This is a genomic window from Enterobacter sp. MF024, assembly GCF_005843915.1.
Classification (GTDB): Bacteria; Pseudomonadota; Gammaproteobacteria; order Enterobacterales; family Enterobacteriaceae; genus Enterobacter; species Enterobacter barmai.
Genome location: NZ_VCBB01000006.1, coordinates 137,473 through 162,853 on the forward strand (window position 1 = coordinate 137,473; position 25,381 = coordinate 162,853).

General features: G+C 49.2%; 24 protein-coding genes and 2 tRNA genes. 9 read left to right on the forward strand and 17 right to left on the reverse strand.

All coding sequences use genetic code 11. The features are described 5' to 3' along the window. Window positions 1-4: 4 nt before the first annotated feature. The 7 genes from FFB58_RS12760 to FFB58_RS12790 form a co-directional block, all read right to left on the reverse strand. Window positions 5-2,128 (reverse strand): peptidase domain-containing ABC transporter, encoded by a 2,124-nt coding sequence (locus FFB58_RS12760; protein WP_138370070.1) that lies wholly within the window; start codon window positions 2,126-2,128, stop codon window positions 5-7. Then, window positions 2,121-3,407, reverse strand: a complete 1,287-nt coding sequence (locus FFB58_RS12765) for an HlyD family secretion protein (RefSeq protein ID WP_138370071.1) — start codon at window positions 3,405-3,407, stop codon at window positions 2,121-2,123. The genes FFB58_RS12760 and FFB58_RS12765 overlap by 8 nt, the downstream gene beginning before the upstream one ends. Window positions 3,408-3,524: 117 nt before the next feature. Beyond that, window positions 3,525-3,893, reverse strand: a complete 369-nt coding sequence (locus FFB58_RS12770; protein WP_138370072.1) for a hypothetical protein — start codon at window positions 3,891-3,893, stop codon at window positions 3,525-3,527. A gap of 195 nt (window positions 3,894-4,088) precedes the next feature. Beyond that, window positions 4,089-5,105, reverse strand: coding sequence for a fimbrial protein (locus tag FFB58_RS12775; protein WP_138370161.1), 1,017 nt, complete (start codon window positions 5,103-5,105; stop codon window positions 4,089-4,091). Between the two features lie 24 nt (window positions 5,106-5,129). Further along, on the reverse strand, window positions 5,130-7,673 hold the full coding sequence (locus tag FFB58_RS12780) for a fimbria/pilus outer membrane usher protein (RefSeq protein WP_138370073.1): 2,544 nt from the start codon (window positions 7,671-7,673) through the stop codon (window positions 5,130-5,132). 30 nt (window positions 7,674-7,703) lie between these two features. After that, window positions 7,704-8,387 (reverse strand): molecular chaperone, encoded by a 684-nt coding sequence (locus tag FFB58_RS12785; RefSeq protein ID WP_138370074.1) that lies wholly within the window; start codon window positions 8,385-8,387, stop codon window positions 7,704-7,706. Between the two features lie 55 nt (window positions 8,388-8,442). Further along, complete coding sequence (locus tag FFB58_RS12790; RefSeq protein ID WP_138370075.1) at window positions 8,443-9,012, reverse strand: fimbrial protein; 570 nt, start codon at window positions 9,010-9,012, stop codon at window positions 8,443-8,445. Between the two features lie 479 nt (window positions 9,013-9,491). Here FFB58_RS12790 and FFB58_RS12795 point away from each other — a divergent pair, with 479 nt between their 5' ends. Beyond that, complete coding sequence (locus FFB58_RS12795; protein WP_138370076.1) at window positions 9,492-10,034, forward strand: winged helix-turn-helix domain-containing protein; 543 nt, start codon at window positions 9,492-9,494, stop codon at window positions 10,032-10,034. A gap of 206 nt (window positions 10,035-10,240) precedes the next feature. Here FFB58_RS12795 and epmB read toward each other — a convergent pair whose 3' ends face one another. Next, entirely contained in the window at window positions 10,241-11,269 is a 1,029-nt protein-coding gene (epmB, locus tag FFB58_RS12800; protein WP_138370077.1) for an EF-P beta-lysylation protein EpmB, read from the reverse strand. 40 nt (window positions 11,270-11,309) lie between these two features. Here epmB and efp point away from each other — a divergent pair, with 40 nt between their 5' ends. The 3 genes from efp (at window position 11,310) to ecnB (ending at window position 12,329) form a co-directional block, all read left to right on the forward strand. Beyond that, entirely contained in the window at window positions 11,310-11,876 is a 567-nt protein-coding gene (gene efp / locus FFB58_RS12805; RefSeq protein WP_010427766.1) for an elongation factor P, read from the forward strand. Between the two features lie 67 nt (window positions 11,877-11,943). Continuing rightward, window positions 11,944-12,075, forward strand: a complete 132-nt coding sequence (locus FFB58_RS12810) for an entericidin A/B family lipoprotein (protein WP_039028423.1) — start codon at window positions 11,944-11,946, stop codon at window positions 12,073-12,075. A gap of 107 nt (window positions 12,076-12,182) precedes the next feature. After that, the gene (ecnB, locus tag FFB58_RS12815) at window positions 12,183-12,329 is read left to right on the forward strand and encodes a lipoprotein toxin entericidin B (RefSeq protein ID WP_032616157.1); all 147 of its coding nucleotides are present in this window, start codon (window positions 12,183-12,185) and stop codon (window positions 12,327-12,329) included. A 49-nt stretch (window positions 12,330-12,378) separates the two neighbouring features. On the opposite strand, the gene FFB58_RS12820 is transcribed toward ecnB, so the two are convergent. Then, on the reverse strand, window positions 12,379-12,957 hold the full coding sequence (locus FFB58_RS12820; RefSeq protein ID WP_039028424.1) for a LuxR C-terminal-related transcriptional regulator: 579 nt from the start codon (window positions 12,955-12,957) through the stop codon (window positions 12,379-12,381). 271 nt (window positions 12,958-13,228) lie between these two features. Between FFB58_RS12820 and sugE the strand changes: the two genes are divergently transcribed. Further along, the gene (gene sugE, locus FFB58_RS12825) at window positions 13,229-13,546 is read left to right on the forward strand and encodes a quaternary ammonium compound efflux SMR transporter SugE (RefSeq protein ID WP_032616159.1); all 318 of its coding nucleotides are present in this window, start codon (window positions 13,229-13,231) and stop codon (window positions 13,544-13,546) included. Here sugE and FFB58_RS12830 read toward each other — a convergent pair. From FFB58_RS12830 to frdA, 5 genes are all read right to left on the reverse strand, one after another. Beyond that, window positions 13,543-14,073 (reverse strand): lipocalin family protein, encoded by a 531-nt coding sequence (locus FFB58_RS12830; protein WP_138370078.1) that lies wholly within the window; start codon window positions 14,071-14,073, stop codon window positions 13,543-13,545. The genes sugE and FFB58_RS12830 overlap by 4 nt on opposite strands. 86 nt (window positions 14,074-14,159) lie before the next feature. After that, a complete protein-coding gene (gene frdD / locus FFB58_RS12835) occupies window positions 14,160-14,519 on the reverse strand; it encodes a fumarate reductase subunit FrdD (RefSeq protein WP_039028426.1) in 360 nt (119 codons plus the stop codon). A 10-nt stretch (window positions 14,520-14,529) separates the two neighbouring features. Next, complete coding sequence (gene frdC / locus FFB58_RS12840; protein ID WP_039028427.1) at window positions 14,530-14,925, reverse strand: fumarate reductase subunit FrdC; 396 nt, start codon at window positions 14,923-14,925, stop codon at window positions 14,530-14,532. A gap of 10 nt (window positions 14,926-14,935) precedes the next feature. Then, window positions 14,936-15,670 carry a succinate dehydrogenase/fumarate reductase iron-sulfur subunit gene (locus FFB58_RS12845; RefSeq protein ID WP_039028428.1) on the reverse strand — a complete coding sequence of 245 codons (735 nt, stop codon included), beginning with the start codon at window positions 15,668-15,670 and terminating at the stop codon, window positions 14,936-14,938. Further along, window positions 15,663-17,453 (reverse strand): fumarate reductase (quinol) flavoprotein subunit, encoded by a 1,791-nt coding sequence (gene frdA, locus FFB58_RS12850; protein WP_039028429.1) that lies wholly within the window; start codon window positions 17,451-17,453, stop codon window positions 15,663-15,665. The genes FFB58_RS12845 and frdA overlap by 8 nt, the downstream gene beginning before the upstream one ends. Window positions 17,454-17,762: 309 nt before the next feature. Here frdA and epmA point away from each other — a divergent pair, with 309 nt between their 5' ends. Next, window positions 17,763-18,740 carry an elongation factor P--(R)-beta-lysine ligase gene (gene epmA, locus FFB58_RS12855; RefSeq protein WP_138370079.1) on the forward strand — a complete coding sequence of 326 codons (978 nt, stop codon included), beginning with the start codon at window positions 17,763-17,765 and terminating at the stop codon, window positions 18,738-18,740. Window positions 18,741-18,825: 85 nt separating this feature from the next. Here epmA and mscM read toward each other — a convergent pair whose 3' ends face one another. The 3 genes from mscM to rsgA form a co-directional block, all read right to left on the reverse strand. Next, the gene (gene mscM, locus FFB58_RS12860) at window positions 18,826-22,149 is read right to left on the reverse strand and encodes a miniconductance mechanosensitive channel MscM (RefSeq protein ID WP_138370080.1); all 3,324 of its coding nucleotides are present in this window, start codon (window positions 22,147-22,149) and stop codon (window positions 18,826-18,828) included. Between the two features lie 16 nt (window positions 22,150-22,165). After that, entirely contained in the window at window positions 22,166-23,134 is a 969-nt protein-coding gene (asd, locus tag FFB58_RS12865) for an archaetidylserine decarboxylase (RefSeq protein ID WP_039028432.1), read from the reverse strand. Between the two features lie 98 nt (window positions 23,135-23,232). Continuing rightward, on the reverse strand, window positions 23,233-24,285 hold the full coding sequence (gene rsgA / locus FFB58_RS12870) for a small ribosomal subunit biogenesis GTPase RsgA (protein WP_171029960.1): 1,053 nt from the start codon (window positions 24,283-24,285) through the stop codon (window positions 23,233-23,235). A gap of 107 nt (window positions 24,286-24,392) precedes the next feature. Between rsgA and orn the strand changes: the two genes are divergently transcribed. The 3 genes from orn to FFB58_RS12885 all read left to right on the forward strand — a co-directional run bounded on the left by orn (window position 24,393) and on the right by FFB58_RS12885 (window position 25,357). Next, window positions 24,393-24,938, forward strand: coding sequence for an oligoribonuclease (orn, locus tag FFB58_RS12875; protein WP_039028434.1), 546 nt, complete (start codon window positions 24,393-24,395; stop codon window positions 24,936-24,938). 189 nt (window positions 24,939-25,127) lie between these two features. Then, a tRNA-Gly gene (locus FFB58_RS12880) sits at window positions 25,128-25,203 on the forward strand. Between the two features lie 78 nt (window positions 25,204-25,281). Next, window positions 25,282-25,357, forward strand: a tRNA-Gly gene (locus FFB58_RS12885). Window positions 25,358-25,381 lie beyond the last annotated feature (24 nt).

Consider the following 25,381-nt stretch of genomic DNA (forward strand, 5'->3'; position numbering starts at 1 on the left):
ATAACTATACTGTTAACAGCGAATGAGCTTTAGACAGGTCGATAATACGATCAGCTGAAGCAATAGTTGATGGTCTATGGGCTACAATGATCCTGGTAATACTTAAAGAGGATATGGATTCATTGATTACAGACTCATTACTAAGATCGAGATGACTGGTTGCTTCATCCATAAATAAAATACTTGGTTTACGGTAGAGCGCTCGAGCAATTAGTATGCGTTGCTTTTGACCACCAGAAATCCCCAGGCCTAACTCACCAACAATGGTTTCATAACCCATTGGCATTTTCATGATTTCTTCATGAATATTGCAGCGTTGGGCACACTCAATAATAAAATCAAGATCAGCATTATCTTCAAAACCGCTAATATTATCAATAAGCGAACCGGAGAATAAGCGATCCTCTTGAAGTACGCAGGCCGTTCCTAGTCGATAGTTATTAAGACCAATTTTAGTAATGTCCAGATTATCCGCCATTATATCGCCACTCGTCGGAGTGAGCAGGCCACACATCACTTTCAGGAGTGTTGTTTTACCCACACCAGAGGGACCAATAAGTGCTACGGATTCGCCCGGCTCAACAGTAATATTTAAATTAGAAAATATCGGCTGAGAAAATGGATCATATTGATAACTTAAATTTTTAACTTCAAGCTTTGCACCTTTATTCTCATCGAATACCTTGCGGAAAGGAAGTTCTTTTTCTGGCTCGCTAAAAACAATTTCAGAAAGACGTTCATTATGCAAGGAAAGCATTCGCAATTGCATTATCAAATCGATTAAACTTGATGCTCGCTGAGAAAATTGACCACGATACGCATTAAAGGCCATAAACATCCCGAGGGTCATCTCATTATCAATAACCATAATGGCACCCAACCATAAAACCGCGACCTGATCGATTGAAGTAATAAAGGTATTAATACCACCAAACATCATATCGAAACGGGTTTGTTTTATACCGGCGTTACAGGCATCAATATTTATATTAAGCCAATGTTTAGATCGACGTTCTTTTAAGTTTAATGCCTTAATGGTTGAAATACCGTACAGAGATTCCATGAAATGCGAACCGGAACGTGCACCTTTTACTACTTGCTCTTCGGCCACCTGGCGATAGAAACGATAGGTAATCAGACGCATGATTGCGTAACATAAGGTGAAGCCTACCACTACCCACACTAACCAGCCACCGTAAAGGGTGAGCATCACCAGCAAACCAATCGTCATTATAGAGTCTATAATGCCGCTAACTATATTGTTGGTAAAGATTGAGCGAATAGTATCCAACGACGAAAAACGAGATTGAATATCGCCCAAATGCCGCTTCTCGAAAAAAGATAACGGTAAGCTACTTAAATGGTCAAAGAGAGTCGTTTTCCATTGGATATCGGTCAACGTATTTAGGGTGAGAGATGTCCAGGCACGTAGCATGCTGATAAAAGTGCGAAACAGGGTAAAAATCACCAGGCCAATACAAATAACTGAAAGCAGGCTCTGGTCATGAGCCATAATGACATGGTCCGTTACCAGTTGGGTGCCAATAGGCATTAGTAAGCCGATAGTTTCAATGACCACGGAAAAGGCGAATATTTTTACCAGAGCAGATTTCAAGCCCACAATATTACGCATCAAATCGATTAGGCGCAGGCGGGATTTAGCTTGCTCTTGCTGAAAACTGTGATCGGGCCATAGCTCTAAGGCTACACCAGTGAAATTATTAGACATTTCCTGCAGACTAATGATGCGTTTACCAAGTGCTGGATCGTGTACGATGAAACTGGATTTACGCACCCTAGTCAGGACCACAAAGTGGTTCATACCCCAGTGAAGAATGCACGGCAACTTAAGCTGGTTTATTTCATCCAGATCAAGAGCAAGGGCACGGCTTTTTAAGCCAGCATTCTCTGCAGTTTTACTCAGAGATACTAATGTCGTTCCTTGAGATGGGCTGCCGAAGCGTTGGCGAAAGTTAAACAGGTCAATATCTAGCCCATAAAAGCTACAAATCATCGCCAAACTGGCTATTCCGCATTCGGTAGCTTCTGCTTGCAGAATGACCGGTATTTTCTTTGTAAATGAAAAATTAAGTTTGGCTACAATAGATTCAAAAAGATCTTTAGTCATGAATAGGTCCGCTTACGCTCTGGGCAATTTTATAAAATGGGGTAAACATCCACATATAAAGAGGACGCTCTTCAAGAAATACTATCGCCCGTGCTTTTAATCCGTTCGATAAATTGAGGTTTTTTCCATTATAACTAAATGTCTTATTTTTAATTTTTACTATTGTTTTATAAAGAGCAAATTCTTGCTGATTAGTACCATTGTTGACATTAGTGTATTCAGACATCTCTTGACGAGAAGTCGGCACGGAAGATATAGAAAGTATCTCTCCTGGGAATTGTCCAAATTTATCCGATGGAAATGCGTCATAACGGATGTTAATAGTGTCTCCAGGCTTAACGTAAGGTATAGTGTTATTTGGTAGCCATAAAACAAGAAAATATTCAACGTTACCGGTTGGTTTTATTTGTGCCAAACTACTGCCATTTTCTACCATTTGACCTTTTGTGACTGAAAGCGATTCGATGCGACCATCGATAGTTGCTTTGATAACTAAATTACCATTCGCATTGGACTCAACGAGTTGATTTTTATAGTCATTTGTTTGATTGAGCTGGCTGGAAATTTGGTTATCAAAATCGGCATTCTTAGTTATTTTGTCGCTATTAAGCTGTGTGATCTGTGATTCAAGCTGTAACTTCTGGCTCACCAGTGACTGGTACGCACTTTGTTGTTGAAAGTAAAGTGAGTGTTGATAATTATATTGGTCTTTGTTAATTAAACCCCGTTTTAGATAATCATTATAACTAGATAAGTTATCCTGCATTTTTTTTAACCCGGATTGGGTGTTTTTCAGCATGCGGTTGGTTTCATTAAGCGAATCACTGACTGTTTTAAGTTGCTTATCTAATGCCTTTATTGTTTCAAGCTTATTGTGCTGTAATTTTGAAATTATGTCTTGAGAGTTGTTGATTTTTTCATTGATAACAGCAGTCTGTGCTTTGCTTACGTTTCCGGTTATCGTTGAACGTGAAACATCGATTTCATATAAAGGCTGTCCTTTTTTTACTAATGCTCCAATCTGGACATGCTGATTGACAACAAATCCATGCTGTGGAGCAAACACGTTAACAGAATGAGGTAAAGTAATCACTTCTCCACTGACGTCTATACGTTGAGTGAATGTGCAAAAAATAAGCGCAGAAAGAAGTAAAATAAAAAAAACACTTGCGATGAGGCAAATTAGCCATACAGGTAATCCGGCTAATAAGAGAGCTTTTCCCTTCCAGTGGGCTCTTTTATAATCAATCGCTTCCTTGCGATAAATATTTTTCAACATTTTCACTTACTTTTAATAAAAAGATAGAAATTTGGGAACCAAATTTCTATCTTAAATAATTTAGAATAAACCTAATTCAAATTCTAACCATGAGAATTTATAGTTAGATTTTAAGTATTAGGACCAGAAGTTAATGGTGCCGTTGATACCACCTTCGAGAGCCATCGTACCGTATTTATAAACATCATCGAAGCCGATTAAAGCGCCACAGACTCCGCCACCGATAATGCCGACAACCAGGCCCCAAATCATGCCTACACCCTGACCGATGCTACCAACACCCAGAAGTCCACCGCCTGCACCACCCCAACGACCACCGATAATAGAACCGATCATGCCTGCAGCAGCAGCTCCACCAATGGCACCAGTTGTAGCAGAGATTGCATTACCAGCCAGGGTAGATAGTGTGCTGCTGACAGAAGAAAAATCCCAAGTATAGGCGCCACCAGCGATTGATTCCATTTCAAATACAGTTAATTGTTTCATGTTTAATCCTTTAATGAAATATATTATTAATTAATAGACCATGACGTTTGGTCCGCCGATAAGATAACGGTTGTAGTAAGTATTGGCAACTGAATTAATTATGAAGAAACATTGAAAAGTAACAGTCAGAGTATTTTTTCTTTTTATAAAAAAAAAGAGTGGCGTGAATACCACTCTCTGAAATTTAGGATAGCACTACTCCTCCTGAATAATGACTTCCATCATTGCCTTGACATTCCCTGATGTTATTTCTGATGCATTATCACTAAGTTTGTAATAATCCGCAGTAAAATTTATCGATTGAGAGTTTTTTAAGCTGTCAATACGGTATTTATCCGTATCGTAAAAGACTATCGGATTGTTATCTTTTTTAAAGATAATACCAACCTTGGTAGCTGCCGTCGCTCCTGTCAGCATATTTTCTATTATGCCATTTCCTGATGAACTGCTTCCTGATATTGGGTTAAACCAATAACTTAAGGTATTGCCAATTGAGTTCATTGGGCAAATTATATTCATTGTAATTGTTTTCTGCGATGGTGTAGCTGCACCCCGAGAAACTGATAAAAGAACATTCTTTTCAATTTTGTTTAAGGTTATTTGTTTAGGGCCTGAAACTGAGATATCACAAGAACTATCCTGAAAGTTTATACTCTGAAACTTTACATTTGCAGTTAGTAGCAACCTATCACTGGGTCTCGGGTTGGTGTTTAAATTACCCGCAGAAAATTTTATAAAGGGATTCGATGACGTTCCTGCTGTGTCGATTACTGCTTTCGTTTTTACCAGCCATAGTGTGATAAATTTGTAATCGTTATCAGATTTCTCTTTCGGCACCAATACTGAACCCGCAACTGCAGGAGTAAGTGAGCCATTTTTGCTGGTTAAAATATCAGACACTTGAAAACCGAGACCATCTATACCAGTTTCATACACAGGTTTTCCTTGAATACCGGTTACTCCAGCTACTACAGGTGTGGAGGATTCAATAATGTACTGATCGCTCATAATTTTTTTGCATTCAAAAGTTTTATAAGGACCGGTAGTTATTTTTTTTGTATAAAGTATTGAACCCACAGGAATAGTAGGGTCGGTTGCTATTTTAGGGGATAAAGATATAGTGACAATTTCGGAAGTGCCATTGTAAGTACACTTCGCTACAGCTTCGCCGTAGTAACAGACTAGCCCTAATATAAAGACGATCTTGTTAATCATTTGTAATTCCTTGACTAATGATTAGCGACAAATTGCTTCGGTTTGGATGATGCCGGTAGCTGTGTCTTCCCTTAACGGTAACTTAAAGGGGGCCCGGCATTGCTGATTTTCGTTTTTTCCCCATTGCACATTAAGAATACCGGTCTGTTTTAAGCCAGACATATAGACTATTCCGGCATCACTGACGATATTCGTTTTTTTGGTTAAGTCGGCATCAAGCAATACTGTGGCTCCAAATGGAATATCTTTTCCTTCAGAATTTTTGAGATGAATAAAGGCGCGCTGGCCGATACTTCCTGCATAATTCGCGCGCACAATAGCACCGCGAGTTGGAACGACAGACTGTGTAGTTTGAGGTAACTCCATGTTATCGCTAAGGGTAGCGCTATCCAGAGTAATATCTGTCCGGCGGTATGGAGTGACATACGGAACGATGGCATAGCCGCGATGATCTGTAGAGATCGAATTATCCGTTACTAATCTGACATCATTTAATCCAGGTGCTTTAACCAGTACCGCCGCATCGGTAATATCCTGACCAAAGGTAATGCCGTCCCTATGAGCGATCAGACTTCCACTCGCACCGTAATCAATACGCTGGCTATCACGATCATAGCTATACCCTGCATTAATACTGCCTCGAGAGCCATTATAGGTTGCGCGCATATCTCCACTGTAGTATTCACGGTTGCTGTATCCCTGTTGAATACTCCAGTCCAGGCTATCGTTTTCAAGAGCAACACCTCCAATGGCAACTGATTGATCGGTAGCCCCCGGATTACTGTTTGTAAGCTGATAACTGGTATAGGTGCTAGGTAGCCAGTTACTCATCGGAACTGTAAGAGTAAAACTGATACGCTGGTCGTCCTGGGCTGTCTTGTCTGAATTACTGCTGTTCCAGGTGTAGCGGTTGTAGCTGTAGCCGATATAGTAATTTATATTTCTCCAGCCACCGTTATAACCGATGCTAATAGACTTGTTGGTTCGCTTGTTATCCCAATAATCTTCAATCAGGCCGCTAACCGATATGCTTCCAAGACCGTAACCCAAGCTTTGGTTTACGGTAAGATTTGTTCTGTTACGTAATGAACGACTAGTAGCATTGCTGCCGTCGTTCGAATAAGTATCAAGTACATCGCTAAGCGAATTAAAGCCCTTTGTAGAGTAGCGATAACCAGCGATGGTCACGTTAGTTCCTGTTTCTAATATATTTTTACCATAGCGAATTCGCCAAGATTGACCCGACGTTTTATCTTGATCTTGTTTTTTGGACCATGCTTGAATGACATCCGCAGAAATCGCACCTAAATCACCTAAGTTATAGCCCAGGCCTGCTGACAGCGATTGGTAGTGCGAAGAAAACTGTGTGCCGCCATAGACAGTCGTGCTACTGGTAGCACCATAGCTCGCCGTCGCCTGTGTGAATGGCGTTTCATCGACTTTGTTATCGTATGGACGATATTTACCCGAGGTAACTTCATACTCAAATTGGTTCTCTCTGAGCATGAGCGGTAGTGTGGCGAATGGGACGATAAAGTTCTGAGTCGTCCCGTCGGTTTCCTCGACTGAAACGTAGAGATCGCCGCTACCCCCACTTGGATACATGTCTGTTATTTCAAAAGCACCCGGAGCGACATAGGTCTGATAGACCTGATAGCCGTTTTGTTTAATAACCACCCGGGCATTTGTTTTTGCAATACCGCGCACAACTGGAGCGTAGCCACGCATACTTTCTGGCAGCATGGAGGTATCTGTCGCCAGTTGAATACCAGTAAATGGCACACTGTCAAAAATACTTGATAAGGATGAGCTTTCACCTAAAACGAGATTACTATTAAGCTTATGAATACTACGCTGCATATAAAGATAGGCAGAATCCCACTTTCCAGAATCACTTTGACTTTTATTCCAGGTGCTTAAATTACGTACGCGCCATGGTCCGATGTTTAGACCAGACTGAAGATTCAAACTGTAATACTCATCTTTAGCTTCATAATCCTCTGAGCCGCTGAACTGGTAGTTTACCATTAAGGCATTTATACCATCATCAAATTGCTCGGGAGGAATGTATCCCTGCGCAATATTCAATAAGGCAGCCTGCGGAATAGAGATGCTCAGTCGTTGTGTTGTAAAGTCAAATACAGCTTTGGTATCCGGGATAGCATTTAGTCTGGCGCAACCTTGCGAATTTTCTTTTAACATAGTAAAAGAATTTATTTTTACGCCATATTCAGATAGCGTCTGCAGACTTATACAAGGGACAAGTTTGATTTGATCATCACTTTTATTAGCTTCTTCATCAATAATGAAGGTGATGTTCTTCGTCTCCAGATATCGGCCGTTTAAAATGATATCAACACGGTACTCGCCTGGTGCTTGGGCATATTTTGTCTGGAATACTGATAAGTCTAGCGTATCAGATGAATTATTATTTACAGCATTAATGAATGCCGGGTCAAAAAAATCGCGCGCATGTACTTTGTTATTCAGATCAGGATATAATGCGGAGATCGTTGCCAGACAAAGGGTCGATAATCTTAACAGATCTTTTTTTCTATGTTGCATAGATACATCCCTTATATATACAAGCCGCTATCACAGCGAAGAAGAATATAGAGAGCCAGCACCGCCATAATCGTTCACTATTTTCCAAGTGATTTTAGATTCGTTACTTTGTTTAACGGTGATTTCTTGTGTTGTAAATGGTGGAATTGTTTTGATATCTTTTTTTATTTCCATGTTCCCTAGTTTTACAGTATTAAAGTAAAAAAAGAATGGTGTAGGGTTTTTCAGGATTATTTTATTACCAGTTTTACGCCACTCAAGTTTTTTAGCTTCTATGTTAGGGGTTAAGCTAAGAAGCGATTTCGGGCGAAAAATCAAACGCATACGATGTCGAACTGCAAGTTGAATGGTATTGTTTCTTGCCTGCGCTTCATCTGATGGTGGGATCGCCATGACATTAAAATAGAATAATGACTCACGGTCCTTTGGAGCGTTAATATTACCGGCTGAAAAAATACGTACCGTGTTTTGCTGCTTAGCTTCCAGGCGAAATAGTGGAGGTGTAGCCGTAAATGCTGGTGAGCTTCCAGGGTTAGTTTCTACCCAAGATTTTATTAAATAGGGCATATCATCTTTATTTTCAATTTGTGAGGTAATTTCCCTCGCGCCTTCTTTATAAAGATAACGGGTTGATTCAATCACAATTCCCGCATGAGCGAGGCTACCTGCCAGCAGTATATATGCAATGGTGGCATTAAATAGTGTCCTAAACATATGTGTTTCTCAAAAATAAAGAGAGCCCGAGCATTGCCCAGGCTCTCGGGTGTCATTACTTGGTGGTGTAATCAATGGTGAAGGTTGCTACAGCTTTAACCGGGCCTTCGGTCACTGGAGTCGCAGCATTTACTTTGACATAGCCAGCCAGGTATTCCAGCGCAGTCACATTGCCTACGGTGTATGTTTCTGACATTGAAGTGCCATCGAAAGAGATACGACTAGCATCACTGACCTTCTGCATGCCAATGCCGATACCTTCAGCTCCGCTTTCAGCTGTGTTATCAAGAATATTATTGTTGGCGCTGCTGGTGCCATTAACTGCTACAGTCAGGCCGTTAACGTTAGCGGCATTGGTGCTACCCAGAGCACAATCCTTAACTTCAAAACCGAACTTCTGTGGTTTAAAGAGAGTGTTAGCTGCCTGAGAGTTTGCTTCGCTGGTTGTTACGGTTGCCAGGCGTACAACGCCATTATTGAGGGTACCAGTCGGAGTAACAACGCAGGAAGTGGCGGAGTCGGATACTTCACCCAGAACAGTCACTTCAGCGGTATTGTTTGCCAGTGCTTGTGCGCTTAATACTGCAGATGCAGCGACCATTACAGCTACAATTGATTTTTTCATTTTAGTATTCCATATATTGAAGTTACATTGTCCTTAAAATGCTATGTACCACGATTACAGTCTTACTAAACGTTGTAATAATACCGTTCGACATGGACATGACATTTTCAACTTGCAGGGATTAGGTTAAGCGCATTGTAGTTTGCTGCATAAACATCTAGCCCCCTTAAGAGCGAAGATAATATAATGCAATAACTTGGTGGGTGTTTGTGAATTATGTTGAATGTTCTATTCACGTGTGGGTTTTGGTTGCATTAAGAATTTCTTAAACTAATTTTAAGCGTGGTGTAATGTTAATATATATGATTATGTTAATCTCATGTGGCCGTGATATTCTAATTTTAACAAAGATCACGGCTGTTTACTTTTAAAAAGTGCTGCGCTTAACTCTTTGTATAATTTGGATTTTTATCGCGCCATTTGATGAAGTAGTTTGCTTTTTTATTTGCGTGATTCAGTATGGATAACTGAGGGGATATATGGCATTCAAGAAATTTATGATTAATGGTGAAGTTATTTTCGATGCTGATTCAAATGAGTTGAAATCAATCATCGGAAATGAAGAATGCATCATGCTGAATGCACCAACAGCGCGTTGCTTACAGTTATTATTGGAAAGGCGAGATCAAGTGATTTCCCGTGAGGTCTTTCTTGAGGAGGTGTGGCGCTCAAGAGGTATCGTAGTATCTGAAAATACTTTTTATCAGAATATATCCTTACTAAGGAAGTCGTTAATAAAGGTGGGGATAACAGAAGATATTATCGTTACAATCAGACAAAAAGGTTTCATCATTTCTGAAAGTTCTAATGTCACTCCCATTGCTCATGAGAAAACTGAATATTCCTTGTCTACATATCATGAGCAAATTGAAGATGATGCATCTGAGATATTATCAACTAATAATTTTAAGGGGGAGATCAAAAATAGGGAAACATTTAACACTTTCCGCTTATCTAAATGGATATTAATTGCCTGTTTTATATTGATTATTATCGATATTTTTACTTTATTTTTCAAATAATTCATTATGAGGGCGATTTGTAGTGTTGCTTATAGCGATTGCTTTAAGTTGATATAATATTGACGGAAGAGCAGGACGTGCTTGTACAGGCTGGCACTCTTGCTCGTTAGTAAAATAGTGAGCATCTATCCCCTTGAAACATACTTTGATTTCATAGATGCTCACCAAATCACTAGCGCTCGCGAAAATCCTTTACAAATAATGAGTTAGCGTTGTGTTAAATGAAGGTCTAATGGTGTTTTGCTCGGCTCCCCGCCAATTTCACGTGCCAGCTTCGGCACCATGTAACCGGATACCAGGGTCAACAGTTCGCGCATAATGGCGCGAGCTTCATCATCACCCACCATAAAGTGCGCAGCACCCTGTACTTTATCCAGCACGTGGATGTAGTAGGGCATTACTCCGGCATCAAACAGCGCATTACTCAGATCGGCTAATGTCGCGGCATTGTCATTCACACCACGCAGCAGAACGCTTTGATTAAGCAGAGTCACGCCGGCCCGGCGCAGACGACTCATTGCGTTCCGGAACGTCTCGTCAATCTCATTGGCATGGTTGATATGGTTCACCAACAGGATTTGTAGTGATGATTGTTCCAGGCGATGGGCCAGCTCATCGGTAATACGCGCGGGGATAACAATCGGTAAACGGCTATGGATGCGCAGCCGCTTAATGTGCGGGATCGCTTCCAGCTCTGTAATCAGCCAGTCCAGTTCGTGATCTTTCGCCATCAGCGGATCGCCACCGGAGAAGATGATCTCATCCAGCTCAGGATGGGAGGCAATGTAATCAAGCGCCGTCTGCCAGTTACGTTTGTTGCCCTGATTATCGGCGTAGGGGAAGTGGCGACGAAAACAGTACCGGCAATTTACCGCACAACCGCCTTTAACCAGCAGCAGGGCGCGATTGCGGTACTTGTGCAGTAAACCGGGTACCACGCTGTTCTGCTCTTCAAGGGGATCGGTGCTGAAACCGGGGGCGGCGATAAACTCTTCCTGCGAAGTAAGCACCTGTTTTAAGAGTGGATCCTCAGGATTGCCTTTCTCCATACGTGCAACAAAAGCACGCGGAACACGCAGCGCAAACAGGCGCTTCGCTTCTCGTCCGGCAAGGAGTTTTTCGTCAGTGTCTACATTTAAGAGACGCAGCAGTTCATCCGGACTGGTGATTACATCTGCAAGTTGCAATAACCAATCTTCTCTGGATGGGGTGTTTAGGGTTACAATATGCGCCATTTTGTGGCTTAGCTACCAGTTAACAATTTCAGAGGGCCTTATGGCGACTTACTATAGCAACGATTTTCGTGCCGGTCTTAAAATCATGATGGACGGCGAACCGTACGCGGTTGAAGCCAGTGAATTCGTGAAACCAGGCAAAGGCCAGGCTTTCGCACGCGTTAAGCTGCGCCGCCTGCTGACCGGTACCCGTGTTGAGAAAACCTTCAAATCTACCGACTCCGCTGAAGGCGCAGACGTAGTGGATATGAACCTCACCTATCTGTACAACGACGGTGAGTTCTATCACTTCATGAACAACTCTACTTTCGAACAGCTCTCCGCTGATGAGAAAGCGGTCGGTGACAGCGCTAAATGGCTGCTGGATCAGGCTGAGTGCATCGTGACGCTGTGGAACGGCCAGCCTATCGCTGTGACCCCACCAAACTTCGTTGAGCTGGAAATCGTTGAAACCGATCCAGGTCTGAAAGGTGATACCGCAGGTACTGGCGGCAAGCCAGCTAAGCTGTCTACCGGTGCAGTGGTTAAAGTTCCACTGTTCGTACAGACTGGCGAAGTAATCAAAGTTGACACCCGCTCTGGTGAATACGTTTCTCGCGTGAAGTAATTCATTTCGGGATGCAGGGCGCAGCAGTTTTGCTGCGCCTTTCCGACCTTAAAAAGGTTCATGGACGATGCAGCGTACAATCAAAATTGTTCTGATGATGGTTATTGCCAGCACAATGCTTTCCGGATGCAACACGGCCCGGGGCGTTGGGGAAGACATTAAAAGCCTGGGCAATGCTATTTCGCACGCCGCCTCCTGATACTTTCTACTTTTCTTAAAAATTCTTCCTTTTCCGTCATCTGATGAAATCCTGTCCTATGCTTATGTGGCTGTACACAATAACTTTGGCTAAAAAAGGAAGACATTATGCTTAAGAAAACATTTGTAGCGATCTTTTCTGTCCTCGTGCTTTCTTCAGTTTTAACCGCCTGTAATACCACTCGCGGCGTCGGCGAAGATATCTCCTCTGGCGGCAGCGCGATCTCTGGTGCGGCAACGAAAGCACAGCAGTAATTTTGGGTGGTACGGGGCTGAATACGTCTCCGTACCCTCAGTTTACCGCTCAGGGCAGCGACAGAAACGGCGAGTACCGCGTATCCATGTGCAATTTCATCCTGATATTGCGCTTGTAGGTATAAACCGTTTTTCCATGAATACTCAGCTTGCTGGCAATTTTCTGGTTGCTGGCTCCATCCATCCACAGCGTTAAAACTTTTTCCTCCTGACGCGTCAATAATGGCGTAGCGACAGGCCCGGATTCACTACCCTCATGTGCTGCCAGCGCCTCATTAATCACTTTTGCAAGCGCCTCCAGCGGGGTCGTTTTAGGTAACGATGCGCATAAAGGAAATGTACCCGTGAAGGCTGACATTTCAGGCGTCTCATCTGTGTGAAGCAAAATGAAAGGCACGGTTTCGCTGGCGTTCATCACTGAAGAGAGTTGCTGGATGTCGGAGGCGAACCCCTGAAAATCTGCGATAACTAACGCTGGTTTCCACTGCAGGATATGCTCTCTGGCAAGAAAGAGGTTATTAAGGCCTGTCACCAACACAGGTGAAGGAAACAGCCCTGAATGATTGATCCACATTTCCAGGCCCATGCGGGTGTAATGACACCGGTCAATCAAGAGAATTTTGAACATGTTATTTCGCAATCGGCAAAGTGTAGTCGCTTCCTGCTATCAGGAAGTGCCTCATCATAAAGAAGTCGGATGAGTAATAAATGACTGAATTTCGCTTCGAATTGCGCCTATTTCTGGGCTTCAATGCCCCAATTGCTACCTTAAACAAACAAGTTGAAAAAAGAGTTCATGCTCTTCACAATAAGTAATTCATATATCTTGCAGGACGACCTGTAAGCATTTCTCTCACCGGGGACGGCCCCAGACTGTTATTTAAGTTAAGGAGCCTGATATGTCCTGGATCATTCTTTTTATTGCCGGTTTACTCGAAGTGGTATGGGCCATCGGCCTGAAATATACCCACGGGTTTACGCGTCTTACGCCCAGCATCATTACCGTTTCCGCCATGATTGTGAGCATTGTGCTGCTCTCGTGGGCGATGCGTTCGCTGCCTGTAGGGACGGCTTATGCCGTTTGGACGGGGATTGGTGCGGTAGGCGCAGCCATTACCGGCATTTTACTGCTGGGCGAATCTGCGAGCCTGGCGCGCATTGCCAGCCTCGCATTGATTGTTGCCGGAATAATTGGGCTGAAGCTCAGCACCCATTAACGGGGCTGTTCGACCCAGATAAGTTTGCTGACATCAAATCCCTGACGCGTTGCAGAATTCAGTAACGTCTGTTTCATCTCATCTGAAATCGTCGGTGTGCGGGAGAGGATCCACAGGTAATCGCGATCCGGCCCGCACACCAGCGCATGGCGGTAATCTTTATCCAGCCCAATCACGTTATAGCCGCCATAAAAGGGGCCAATGAAAGAGACTTTCAGCGCTGCAGTATCAGACGCGCCGGTAAAGTACGCTTTTCCCGTCACCTTTTGCCACATGCCACGTTCAGGATTATAACCCCGGTTGATAACCTGAATACCGCCATCGTTCATCTGGCTGTAATTCGCCGTCACTTTTTCCAGACCACGCTCAAAACGGTGGTCAAAGCGGGCAATTTCATACCATGTGCCCAGATATCGCTGAACGTCGAAGGGATGGACAACAGTCACGCCCCGGGGTGGGGTAGGGGAGCTGCAGGCAACAACCAGAAACGCAACGGTAACTGCGGCGATGACAGGCAGGATGCGCATAGGATTATCCTTACAGGATTTTTGTTAAGTGTAGAACCTGTCAGGAATTTTGCTCTCCCACCGGTGGGCGGGAGAGCGAGGAAGCATTACATAAAGACTACGGCAACCAGCGTAACCACGCTCAGGATAGCCGCCAGACCGTAGAACACCCATTTACCGTTAGGAACGTGGATCTTCAGGTCATGCATGGCGTGATGAATACGGTGCAAACCACACCACAGTGGCAGAACAATCATCAGGAAGATGAATACCCGACCAATAAAGCTGTGGGCAAAGGCCAGCACCCGCTCGTAGCTCAGCGCATCCCCGGGATAGAGCCCCAGCGGCAGCATAATGCCCACCAGCAGAATGATGACCGGCGCGATAATGGCGCACCACATGCCGCCAGCCCCAAAGAGACCCCAGAAGACCGGCTCATCAGAACGTTTTGGATTTGGATTAATCACAGTGGTCTCCTTACCAGAACAGGGCTACGCCGAGAATTACCACGGTTACCACCGCAGTCACCACCCAGAGTCCTTTGATAATTGGCTCTGGCCCAAGTTTTTCGTTTTTCACGATAATATTTGCTGCTTTTGGCGCGAGTTCAAACCAGGTTTTGGTATGCAACAGCGCCGCTGCCAGCACGATGATGTTCAGGATCACCACAATCGGGTTCTGCAGGAACCCGACAAAACCGGCCCAGGTTTCAGGGCCGTGTTTGAGGGCAAACAGGCCGTACATCAGTTCAATACTGAACCACACCGCCGGTACTGCCGTGCCTTCACGCAGCATATAGAAGCGATAAAACGGCAGATTTTTCCACCAGGTGGACGGCATCGGCCGCACATAGGCTTTGCGTTTAGTCGTCATCATGCACTCCTTAGCGTGGTTTCAGGGTGGCAATAAGAAAGTCTTTCGAGCTTTCAACTTTACCCTGCTGGATCGCGGCGGCCGGGTCGACGTGCTTCGGACAGACTTCCGAGCAGTAGCCGACAAAGGTACAGGTCCATACGCCGTTCTGACCGTTCAGCTGCGCCATACGTTCTTTCTTACCGTGATCGCGGCTGTCTTCGTTGTAGCGATGCGCCAGGGTAATGGCTGCCGGGCCGATAAATTCCGGATTCAGACCAAACTGTGGGCAGGCGGCATAGCACAGGCCGCAGTTAATACAGCCGGAGAACTGGTGATACTTGGCCATCTGCGCCGGGGTCTGCTTGTTAGGCCCTTGATCCGGCGTGCGCGGGTTACCAATGATGTACGGCTTAATGGCTTCCAGACTTTCGATAAAGTGGGTCATGTCGACCACCAGATCGCGCTCAATTGGGAAATTGGCCAGGGCTTCGACTTTCATCCCCTTCGGGTATTCACGCAGGAAGGTTTTACAGGCCAGTTTAGGCACCTTGTTGACCATCATCCCACAGGAGCCGCAAATCGCCATACGGCAGGACCAGCGGTAGCTTAGGTCCGGTGCCAGGTTGTCTTTGATGTAGCCCAGCGCATCCAGCAGGGAGGTCTGCTCATCGTAAGGGACTTCATAGAAAGTGCTGTGCGGCGCGCTGTCCACTTCCGGGTTATAGCGCACCACTTCAACTTTCAGAGTTTGCATCTCAGCCATTCGCCGTCTCCTTCTTATCGGCTGCTTCCGCTTCTGCACCGTAAACGCGTTTCGCCGGTGGCAGCGTAGTGATCTTCACGTCGCTGTAGTCCAGACGGGTAGAGCCGTCCGCGTCGCGATAAGCGAGGGTATGCTTGAGGAAGTTAACGTCGTCACGCTCCGTGCAGCCTTCGTCCAGACGCTGGTGCGCACCGCGGGACTCTTTACGCGCCATGGCGGAGTGCGCCATACATTCGGCAACGTTCAGACCGTGGCCCAACTCAATGGTGTAGAGCAGATCGGTGTTGAACACGCTGGAGGTGTCGGTCACCCGCACGCGTTTGAAGCGCTCCTGCAGCTCGGCCAGCTTATCAATGGTTTTCTGCATCAGCTCCGGCGTACGGTAGATCCCGCAGCCTTCCTCCATGGAAAGACCCATCTCATCGCGGATTTTCGCCCAGTTTTCACTGCCTTCCTGATTAACCAGTTTTTTCAGACGCTGCTCGACATCTGCTGCCTGCGCATCGAGCGCGGCATCGTTCGCTACCCCGGCAGTCGCGGCGCGCGCCATGGCCTGCTCACCGGCCAGACGACCAAATACCACCAGTTCCGCGAGCGAGTTTGAACCCAGGCGGTTAGCCCCGTGCAGGCCGACGGAGGAACATTCGCCCACCGCAAACAGGCCCTGAATTCGAGTTTCACACTGCTGATCGGTTTCGATACCGCCCATGGTGTAGTGCGCGGTTGGGCGTACAGGAATTGGCTCTTTAACCGGGTCGACACCGACATAGGCCCTGGACAGCTCGCAGATGAACGGCAGACGCTCCAGCAGCTTTTTCTCACCCAGGTGGCGTAGGTCGAGGTAGACCACATCGCCGCGTGGTGTTGGGATAGTGTTGCCTTTGCGCCACTCATGCCAGAAGGCCTGAGAGACTTTATCGCGCGGGCCAAGCTCCATGTATTTGTTCTTCGGCTCGCCGAGCGGGGTTTCCGGGCCCATGCCGTAATCCTGCAGATAGCGATAGCCGTCTTTATTGACCAGAATACCGCCTTCACCGCGGCAGCCTTCGGTCATCAGAATGCCGGAACCCGGCAGACCGGTTGGGTGATACTGCACAAACTCCATATCGCGCAGCGGTACGCCGTGGCTGAGCGCCATGCCCATGCCGTCGCCCGTTACGATGCCGCCGTTGGTGTTATAACGATAAACGCGACCCGCACCGCCCGTTGCCATTACCACCGCATTGGCGCGGATCTGGACCAGCGTACCTTCCATCATGTTCATTGCCACCAGGCCGCGAGCCTGACCGTCATCAACCAGAATGTCGAGGACGAAGTGCTCGTCGAAGCGCTGGATCTGGGGGAACTGCAGTGAAGTCTGGAACAGGGTGTGTAGCATATGGAAGCCGGTCTTATCGGCGGCAAACCAGGTACGCTCAATCTTCATACCGCCGAAGCGACGCACGTTGACGCTGCCGTCATCCCGGCGGCTCCACGGGCAACCCCACTGCTCCAGCTGGGTCATTTCCGTCGGGCAATGATGGACGAAATAATCGACGACATCCTGTTCGCACAGCCAGTCACCGCCGGCCACTGTGTCGTGAAAGTGATAATCAAAGCTGTCATGATCCTGCGCAACGGCGGCGGATCCCCCCTCAGCGGCAACCGTATGGCTGCGCATAGGGTATACTTTTGAAATCAGGGCGATTTTAGCGTTTGGATTAGCCTGGGCTGCAGCTATTGCTGCGCGTAATCCCGCTCCGCCAGCGCCAATTATGGCAAGATCGGCTTGAAAGGTATGCACGACATTCCTCCAGATTTTTGATATTTCGCATCTTAACTACCTAAGGTAGTGCACGGCCCGGGAGGGCGAATGCGAAAGCGATTCCACTGCTCCTTTATGGGTAACGCAGTATAGCCGCAGGGAAAGAAGGGAAATTTGACGTGTTCGATTTTTTTGCGGTTATTTCTCTGGATTTATCACCGCAATTGATGAATTGCGTCACGTAATTATTGTCGGTTATGAAAACCCCAAAATTCACTGTGCAAAATTTGTCTCCGCCATGGGTTACGAGTAGACTTCGTCCCCTTGTCTGAAATCGGAGAAATTCTCATGAGCGAAACGGCCACCTGGCAGCCGAGCGCATCCATCCCCAATCTGTTAAAACGCGCAGCAATTATGGCGGAGATCCGCCGCTTCTTTGCCGACCGCGGTGTGCTGGAGGTGGAAACGCCCTGCATGAGTCAGGCGACGGTGACCGACATTCATCTGGTGCCGTTTGAAACCCGTTTTGTTGGCCCTGGTCACTCCCAGGGGATGAATCTCTACCTGATGACCAGCCCGGAATACCACATGAAGCGCCTGCTGGCAGCGGGGTGTGGACCGGTTTATCAGCTGTGCCGCAGCTTCCGTAATGAAGAGATGGGACGCCATCACAATCCGGAATTCACCATGCTGGAGTGGTACCGCCCGCATTATGATATGTATCGCCTGATGAACGAGGTGGACGATCTGCTGCAGCAGGTGCTGGAGTGCCCGGAAGCCGAGACGCTCTCTTATCAGCAGGCTTTCCAGCGCTATCTGGAGATTGATCCGCTCTCTGCGGACAAAACCCAGCTGCGTGAAGCGGCAGCGAAGCTGGATCTCAGCAATATTGCCGATACCGAAGAAGATCGCGACACGCTGCTGACGATGCTCTTTACCTTTGGCGTTGAGCCGCAGATTGGCAAAGATCGCCCGACCTTCGTCTATCACTTCCCGGCAAGCCAGGCGTCACTGGCACAGATCAGCACGGAAGACCACCGCGTGGCGGAGCGTTTCGAGGTTTACTTTAAAGGTATTGAACTGGCGAATGGTTTCCATGAGCTGACCGATGCCCGTGAACAGCAGCAGCGTTTCGATCAGGATAACCGCAAGCGTGCCGCGCGCGGCCTGCCGCAGCAGCCAATCGACCACAATTTGCTGGGCGCGTTAAAAGCCGGCCTGCCGGACTGCTCCGGCGTGGCGCTGGGTGTCGATCGTCTGGTGATGCTGGCGCTGGGCGCCGAGCAGCTGGGTGATGTGATTGCGTTTACTGTAGATCGCGCCTGACGGTTTTTTTGCCCGGCGGCGCTGCGCTTGCACGGGCCTACTATTTTCGTAGGCCGGGTAAGCGAGGCGCCACCCGGCATTTGCACTACAAACTCCCCGCCGGGCGCGTCTTCGCCGCTGACGTCAAGGTTCTTCCCGTCTTACGTCCGTCCAGACTTTCCAGACGCATCTGGAACGGTGGGAACGGCAAATCAATACCGTGTTCACGGAAGCCCGCCAGAATCAGCTGGTGGATTTCATGACGCAGCGGCATACGATGCCCCATTTCCGCAGCATAAATACGCAGTTCGAAAATCTGGATACCCTGCTGTAAATCTACCAGGAACACTTCCGGCTCTGGGGTGCTGATCACCAGCGAGCAGCGCTCGGCTGCCGTGTAAAGGATCTGCGTCACCTCTTCGCTGTTGGCATCCGACGGGGCAGGTACGGTCAGGACCACACGCGTGACGGAGTCGGACAGCGACCAGTTAATAAACTGCTCGGTGATAAACGCCTTGTTAGGGACGATGATCTCTTTACGGTCCCAGTCACTAATGGTGGTGGCACGGGTGTTGATTTTGGAGATGCTCCCGGTCAGATCGCGGATCGTCACGGTATCGCCGATACGGATCGGCTTTTCAAACAGGATAATCAGGCCAGAGATAAAGTTGGCGAAGATCTCCTGCAGCCCAAACCCGAGCCCGACACCCAGTGCGGCAACCAGCCACTGCAGCTTCGACCACTCAATCCCGATCATCGAGAAGCCCACCAGCCCGCCAAACAGCATCAGCAGGTATTTGGTGATGGTGGTGATGGCGTATCCGGTTCCGGGGGTTAAATCCAGGTGCTGCAACAGGGCCAGCTCCAGCAGCGCCGGGAAGTTACGGATCAGCTGAGTGGTGATGATGAACACCAGAATCGCAATCAGTACGGCCCCGAGCGTAATGGGTTCCAGGCTCTCCACGCCCTGTACCGTCGAGGTCACATCCCAGAGGGTGATGTTCTCGAGGAAGCCAAACGCCGAGTGAATTTCCGACCACAGCACGATAACGGAGAGCAGGGCGACCAGCATCAGGATGGAGCGCACCAGGCGCAGTGACTGGGTACTGATGGCATCCAGATCCAGCTCGGTTTCATCGACCTCTATCGCCCCTTCGGTGCTGAGCGTATGGGCCGGCTCTTCTTCACCGCGCGCACGCTGGGCAAGAATTTCGGCCCGGCGGTTCTTGGCCCGGTCAAAGGCCAGACGACGGCGCTGAATCAGCATCCAGCGGCGAATGACGTGATAGACCACCAGCAGCAGGAACCAGATCGCCACCGATGTCTCGAGGCGCGCCAGCAGCGCCTGGGCAGTGGCCAGATAGCCGACGGCTGCCGCGAGAATAGCCGCCAGTGGGGCGCTGAGCAGCAGGTTCCACAGCATACGGTTAAGCATGTTATCGCCGCTGCCCTCTTTATCGAGGTAGAGCGGGATCCCGGCCTTCTTCAGGCTCAGAGTTACCACCGCCAGCGCACCGCAAATCAGCATAAAGCAGAGGCGACCGAGCGAGCCGGAAAACTCCCGGTCGTTCAGGTTATCAAACATGATCAGCGCCATAATCAGCGGCACGATCAGCCCGATGCTCATCAGGTAGTAGCGCATGGCTCGCGCCACGCGATTACGCGGCCAGCCAAAGTGGGCGACGAACAGCCCGTTAGGACGGGCGAAGGTGGCACAGATCATCACCACCCACAGCAGCGGCACGGTGGCCGTCACCCCGGCGCCAATGGCCACCGCCAGCGGATAAGGCCAGGCTTCGCGCAGGCCATAACCCAGCGTCATCCACAGTACCGGCAGCGGGGAGGCGACCAGAATCGACCAGAAGACCGTGCGCAGCGTGAGCCAGAAATGATCTTGGGTCACTTTGCCGACCCGCGCGCTGGAACGGTCAAGGAAGCGGGTGAAGTGGCGGCGCGAGTAAATGCTGAACCCCACCAGAATCAGTGCCCCCAGCAGCGGGAAAATCGTCTCCTTGCTGGTGAGCATCATGACGCTGGCTTTGCCGAGCTGGCTGAAGGTATCCAGCGAAATTAAGCGCCGCAGATCCTGAACAATATCAATCGGCCAGGAGAAGGAGACCGGCCGCACGTCCGAGGTCCAGAACAGATAGCGGTGCGTCGCCTCGTTGACCTCTTTTAACGCATCTTCCAGCTGGCTGTTGGAGACTTTCAGTTTGGTCAGCTCAAGCAGGAGGGTATCGCCGCCCTGCAGCAGAGAGTTCAGCAGCTCGCGCTGCGTTCGTAACTGGGCTTCCAGGATCCGGTTTTGCTCGGCGGTCAGCGGTTTGCCGTCCGGCTGGTGGACTTGTCGCAGCTGAGGCTGCTTGTTGAGCAAATCTTCAAAGTGCAGGCGCTGGACGCGAAGCTGCGCCATTTCGGTGTCGAGCTGCTGGGGTTTAGGCATCTCGGGCAGACGAGCCACCTGCGCGCGCAGCGCTTCGCCGAGCAGATTCGACGAACCCAGCCACTGGGACTGTTCGCGCAGGGTGTTCAGCGCCTGACGCACCTGCAGGGTCTGATTCGTGGCCTGGCGTTGCTGCGAGGCCACCAGATCCATGCGCTGCGCCTGCTGGTTCAGCGCGGCCGAAAGCTCACGGTTAACCTTGAATTGCTCAACGATGCCGGCCGGCAGGTTCTCGCTGTTTTCCGCCAGCAACTCGGTGCTTTCCAGCGCCCGTTCTGCTTCGCGCTGGCGCTGGCTGTTCAATTGATTGCGCAGCGCCTGGAGATAAGCATCCAGCTGTTCACCCTGCTTCTTCGCCAGCTCAGAGCGCATACGCGCCAGCTCCTGACGGTTGTTGGCCGACAGTTGCGCCAGCTCCAGCTCATCCACAAGGGCTTTTAACCTGGCGGATTCCGCCTGCATGCCGAGACTCTGCGCCTGGTTAAGAGGCGTATTGCCGGTTTGCGCCCCGGCCCGGCGTTCAACCTCATTAAGCTGACGACGGGCATCGGTTTGCTGCTGGGGCAGTTGGCTCAGAGAGTCGGCGATATCACGGGCACGCTCCTGCTCCTGCTGCGCCTGGCGGGTTTTTTCCAGTAACTGGCTGCTGACCTGCAGGATCTCCTGATTGAGTGCGTCTGAGGTCAGGCCCGCAGGCACCTGGCGCGGCTCTTCACGAATATCGCTCAGCTGCGTGCGCAGGGTCTGTGAAAGTTTGGGGAAATTATCGATAACTTGCTGATACTGCGTGGCGCGCTCAAGGGAGCCTTTCCGCTCCTCAAGGGCGTTCAGCGCAGCCTGGAGCGCCTCGACGGCTTCCGGCTGGGCGGGTTTTGCCGCCTTCGCCTGCTCCAGTTCTTGGGTGATTTGTTTGGTATCGGGGGCCGTCGCTGCGTACGCCCCCATGCTGAGGCACCAGGCCATCAGAAAAGTGATAATCAGGCGCACGTCAGTTTACCTTTACTTAGCTTTCGTCTTTCTTGTCGTCAACCAGCGGGCTGGCGTCGAGTTCGGCGGCAATTTCTTCTTCTGACAGCGGCGCAGGCTCTGCATCCGGTGTGACGAAGGGCTCTGTCGATACCGCCAGCGGCTGGCCGAGTTTGGTCACGGAGAGGCTTTCGAGCTGCTCTGCCAGCTGCACTTTACCCGGGGCAAACAGGTTGATAACGGTGGAGCCGAGCTTGAAGCGTCCCATCTCCTGGCCTTTCAGCAACGCCACGGATCCTTCGCTTTCGCCCGCAGGCCACGTCCAGCGTTTGATCACCCCTTCACGCGGTGGCGTAATGGTGCCAGCCCAGACCGTTTCGATGCTGCCAACAATGGTCGCACCCACCAGAATCTGCGCCATCGGGCCAAACTCGGTATCGAACAGGCAGATAACGCGCTCGTTACGGGCGAACAGGTTCGGTACGTTTTGCGCCGTCAGGTGGTTAACCGAGAACAGGTCGCCCGGCACGTAGATCATCTCGCGCAGGATGCCGTTGCACGGCATATGCACGCGGTGATAGTCGCGCGGCGACAGGTAGGTGGTGGCAAACGTACCGTTGCGGAACAGGTCCGCCATCAGGTAGTTACCGGCCAGCAGGGCCTCGAGGCTGTAGTTGTGGCCTTTAGCCTGCAAAATCTTGTCGTTTTCGATAGCGCCCAGCTGGCTGATCACGCCGTCGGCAGGCATCACCAGCACGTTCGGGTCAGTATTCAGGGGACGCACTTCGTCGCGTAGTGGGCGGACAAAGAAATCATTGAAGGTGCGGTAGCTGGCAGTATCCGGCTTCTGCGCTTCCTTCATATCGACCTTGTAGTATTTCACGAACAGATCGATTACCAGCTTCGTCAGCCAGCCCGCTCGTTTGCTCGCGCCCCAGCCCGCCAGGCGAGTGAGCCACAGTTTCGGCAGAATGTATTGAAGCGAAAGTTTAAATGAGTTTAACAAGGTAGCCTCCAGGCCATTGTTTTGTCGTTCCTGATCCGGCCGTCAGACAGCCGGAACCTGAAAAAAGGGGACGATTTTAGCGACGCTTAGCTTAGTTGTCAGTCATCAGATTCAGAAAAGCTTTTACGCGTTTTTACCTGCGCCATGCTTTCTAGAATATGGTGATAATTCGCAAAGCGGGTTTCCGCAATTTCACCGTTTTCAACCGCGGCACGAATGGCGCAGCCGGGGTCGTTATCATGCTTACAGTCGCGGTATTTACACGCGCCTAGATAGTCGAGGAATTCGACAAAGCCGTTAAAGATCTGATCGGGTTCGAGATGCCACAGACCAAATTCACGCACCCCCGGGGAGTCGATCACATCCCCGCCGTGCGGGAAGTGATACAGACGTGAGGCGGTAGTGGTGTGCTGACCCAGACCCGAGTTATCAGAAACGTCGTTAGTCAGGATCTCTTGCTGCAAGCCGAGCAGGTTGTTCAGCAGGCTGGATTTGCCCACCCCGGACTGACCGGCGAAAATGCTGATGCGGTCGGTCAACGCCTCTTCGAGCGGCTTCAGCCCATCCTGCGTACGGCTTGAAACCATCAGCACGCGGTAACCAATCTTGCGATAGATATCCATCTGCTCGTTAACGAAGCTCATGCCGTCGTCGTCGAGTAAATCAATCTTGTTCAGCACGATCAGCGGTTCAACCTGCAGGGTTTCACAGGCGACGAGATAACGGTCGATAATGTTCAGCGACAGTTCCGGCAAAATGGCAGAGACAATCACGATCTGATTGATATTGGCGGCAATTGGTTTTACGCCGTCGTAGAAGTCAGGGCGCGTTAATACCGACGTGCGCTCATGCACGGCTTCCACGATCCCTTTCACCGCTACGCCTTCTGCGGCAGCTTTGCCCGGACGCCATACCACGCGGTCACCGGTGACCAGCGAGCGGATGGTGCGGCGAATGTTACAGCGGTGAACGTCGCCATCGGCAGACTCCACGTCGGCATGCATACCGAAGCGGCTAATCACGACGCCTTCCGCGGGCTCGCCAAACAGGTTGTCGTCGTAGTCGACCTTCTCCGAAGTGGTTTTAAGGCGGCGCTGATGATTGGCTTTTACGCGGCGCTGCTGCCCTTTGGAGAGTTTATTTTTACTCAATCGTGCTGGCTCCTGGTCGCCCATATTGGGCAAAACCTCTATGATACACACTAATTAATACTAGTTAACCTGCCACGGCCGGTTATGCGAGAAGGGTGGAAAATAACATGAGTGCAGATGAAAACAATCTGATTTGGATCGATCTGGAGATGACCGGGCTGGATCCCGAGCGCGATCGCATTATCGAGATCGCCACGCTGGTGACCGACGCGAACCTGAATATCCTGGCAGAAGGGCCAACCATTGCCGTACACCAGTCTGACGAACAGCTGGCGCTGATGGATGACTGGAACGTGCGCACCCACACCGGCAGCGGGCTGGTGGATCGCGTGAAAGCCAGTACCCAGGGCGACCGCGAAGCTGAGCTGGCAACAATCGAATTTCTGAAGCAGTGGGTGCCGCAGGGCAAGTCACCGATTTGTGGCAACAGCATCGGCCAGGATCGCCGCTTCCTGTTTAAGTACATGCCGGAGCTGGAGGCTTATTTCCACTACCGTTATCTTGATGTCAGCACCCTGAAAGAGCTGGCGCGTCGCTGGAAACCAGAAATCCTCGACGGCTTTAAGAAGCAGGGCACCCATCAGGCCATGGATGACATCCGTGAGTCAGTGGCGGAGCTGGCTTACTACCGCGAACATTTTATTAATTTATAAGCACTCTTCCCGGCAGCGCTGCGTCTGCCGGGGTGTTGCGCTCTAAATCTGTACAATGTGATGAATATTGCAGCGCTTGAACTAAATTTATAAAAAAACGCTTTTGAGGGGGTTGCAGGAGGAAAGATTTCTCGTATAATGCGCCTCCCGTAACGACAGAGAATTCATCGTTACGACAGCATAGATTTTGCGGGAATAGCTCAGTTGGTAGAGCACGACCTTGCCAAGGTCGGGGTCGCGAGTTCGAGTCTCGTTTCCCGCTCCAAATCTGTTTGCTGCGCAGTAAGACCACCAATCGCAGGATTTCGAGTTGCAACAAGGCGGCTTGAAAGACGAAGATTAAGCGGGAATAGCTCAGTTGGTAGAGCACGACCTTGCCAAGGTCGGGGTCGCGAGTTCGAGTCTCGTTTCCCGCTCCAAAATTTGTTCGCAAAGCAGTAACA

Coding starts and splice junctions, on each gene's coding strand:
- FFB58_RS12820 (WP_039028424.1), bottom strand. CDS start 12,957: ATGTTCAAAATTCTCTTGATTGACCGGTGTCATTACACCCGCATGGGC.
- ecnB (WP_032616157.1), top strand. CDS start 12,183: ATGCTTAAGAAAACATTTGTAGCGATCTTTTCTGTCCTCGTGCTTTCT.
- FFB58_RS12765 (WP_138370071.1), bottom strand. CDS start 3,407: ATGTTGAAAAATATTTATCGCAAGGAAGCGATTGATTATAAAAGAGCC.
- FFB58_RS12845 (WP_039028428.1), bottom strand. CDS start 15,670: ATGGCTGAGATGCAAACTCTGAAAGTTGAAGTGGTGCGCTATAACCCG.
- FFB58_RS12760 (WP_138370070.1), bottom strand. CDS start 2,128: ATGACTAAAGATCTTTTTGAATCTATTGTAGCCAAACTTAATTTTTCA.
- orn (WP_039028434.1), top strand. CDS start 24,393: ATGAGTGCAGATGAAAACAATCTGATTTGGATCGATCTGGAGATGACC.
- FFB58_RS12810 (WP_039028423.1), top strand. CDS start 11,944: ATGCAGCGTACAATCAAAATTGTTCTGATGATGGTTATTGCCAGCACA.
- frdC (WP_039028427.1), bottom strand. CDS start 14,925: ATGACGACTAAACGCAAAGCCTATGTGCGGCCGATGCCGTCCACCTGG.
- FFB58_RS12785 (WP_138370074.1), bottom strand. CDS start 8,387: ATGTTTAGGACACTATTTAATGCCACCATTGCATATATACTGCTGGCA.
- FFB58_RS12795 (WP_138370076.1), top strand. CDS start 9,492: ATGGCATTCAAGAAATTTATGATTAATGGTGAAGTTATTTTCGATGCT.
- FFB58_RS12830 (WP_138370078.1), bottom strand. CDS start 14,073: ATGCGCATCCTGCCTGTCATCGCCGCAGTTACCGTTGCGTTTCTGGTT.
- FFB58_RS12770 (WP_138370072.1), bottom strand. CDS start 3,893: ATGAAACAATTAACTGTATTTGAAATGGAATCAATCGCTGGTGGCGCC.
- efp (WP_010427766.1), top strand. CDS start 11,310: ATGGCGACTTACTATAGCAACGATTTTCGTGCCGGTCTTAAAATCATG.
- epmB (WP_138370077.1), bottom strand. CDS start 11,269: ATGGCGCATATTGTAACCCTAAACACCCCATCCAGAGAAGATTGGTTA.
- FFB58_RS12790 (WP_138370075.1), bottom strand. CDS start 9,012: ATGAAAAAATCAATTGTAGCTGTAATGGTCGCTGCATCTGCAGTATTA.
- epmA (WP_138370079.1), top strand. CDS start 17,763: ATGAGCGAAACGGCCACCTGGCAGCCGAGCGCATCCATCCCCAATCTG.
- sugE (WP_032616159.1), top strand. CDS start 13,229: ATGTCCTGGATCATTCTTTTTATTGCCGGTTTACTCGAAGTGGTATGG.
- FFB58_RS12780 (WP_138370073.1), bottom strand. CDS start 7,673: ATGCAACATAGAAAAAAAGATCTGTTAAGATTATCGACCCTTTGTCTG.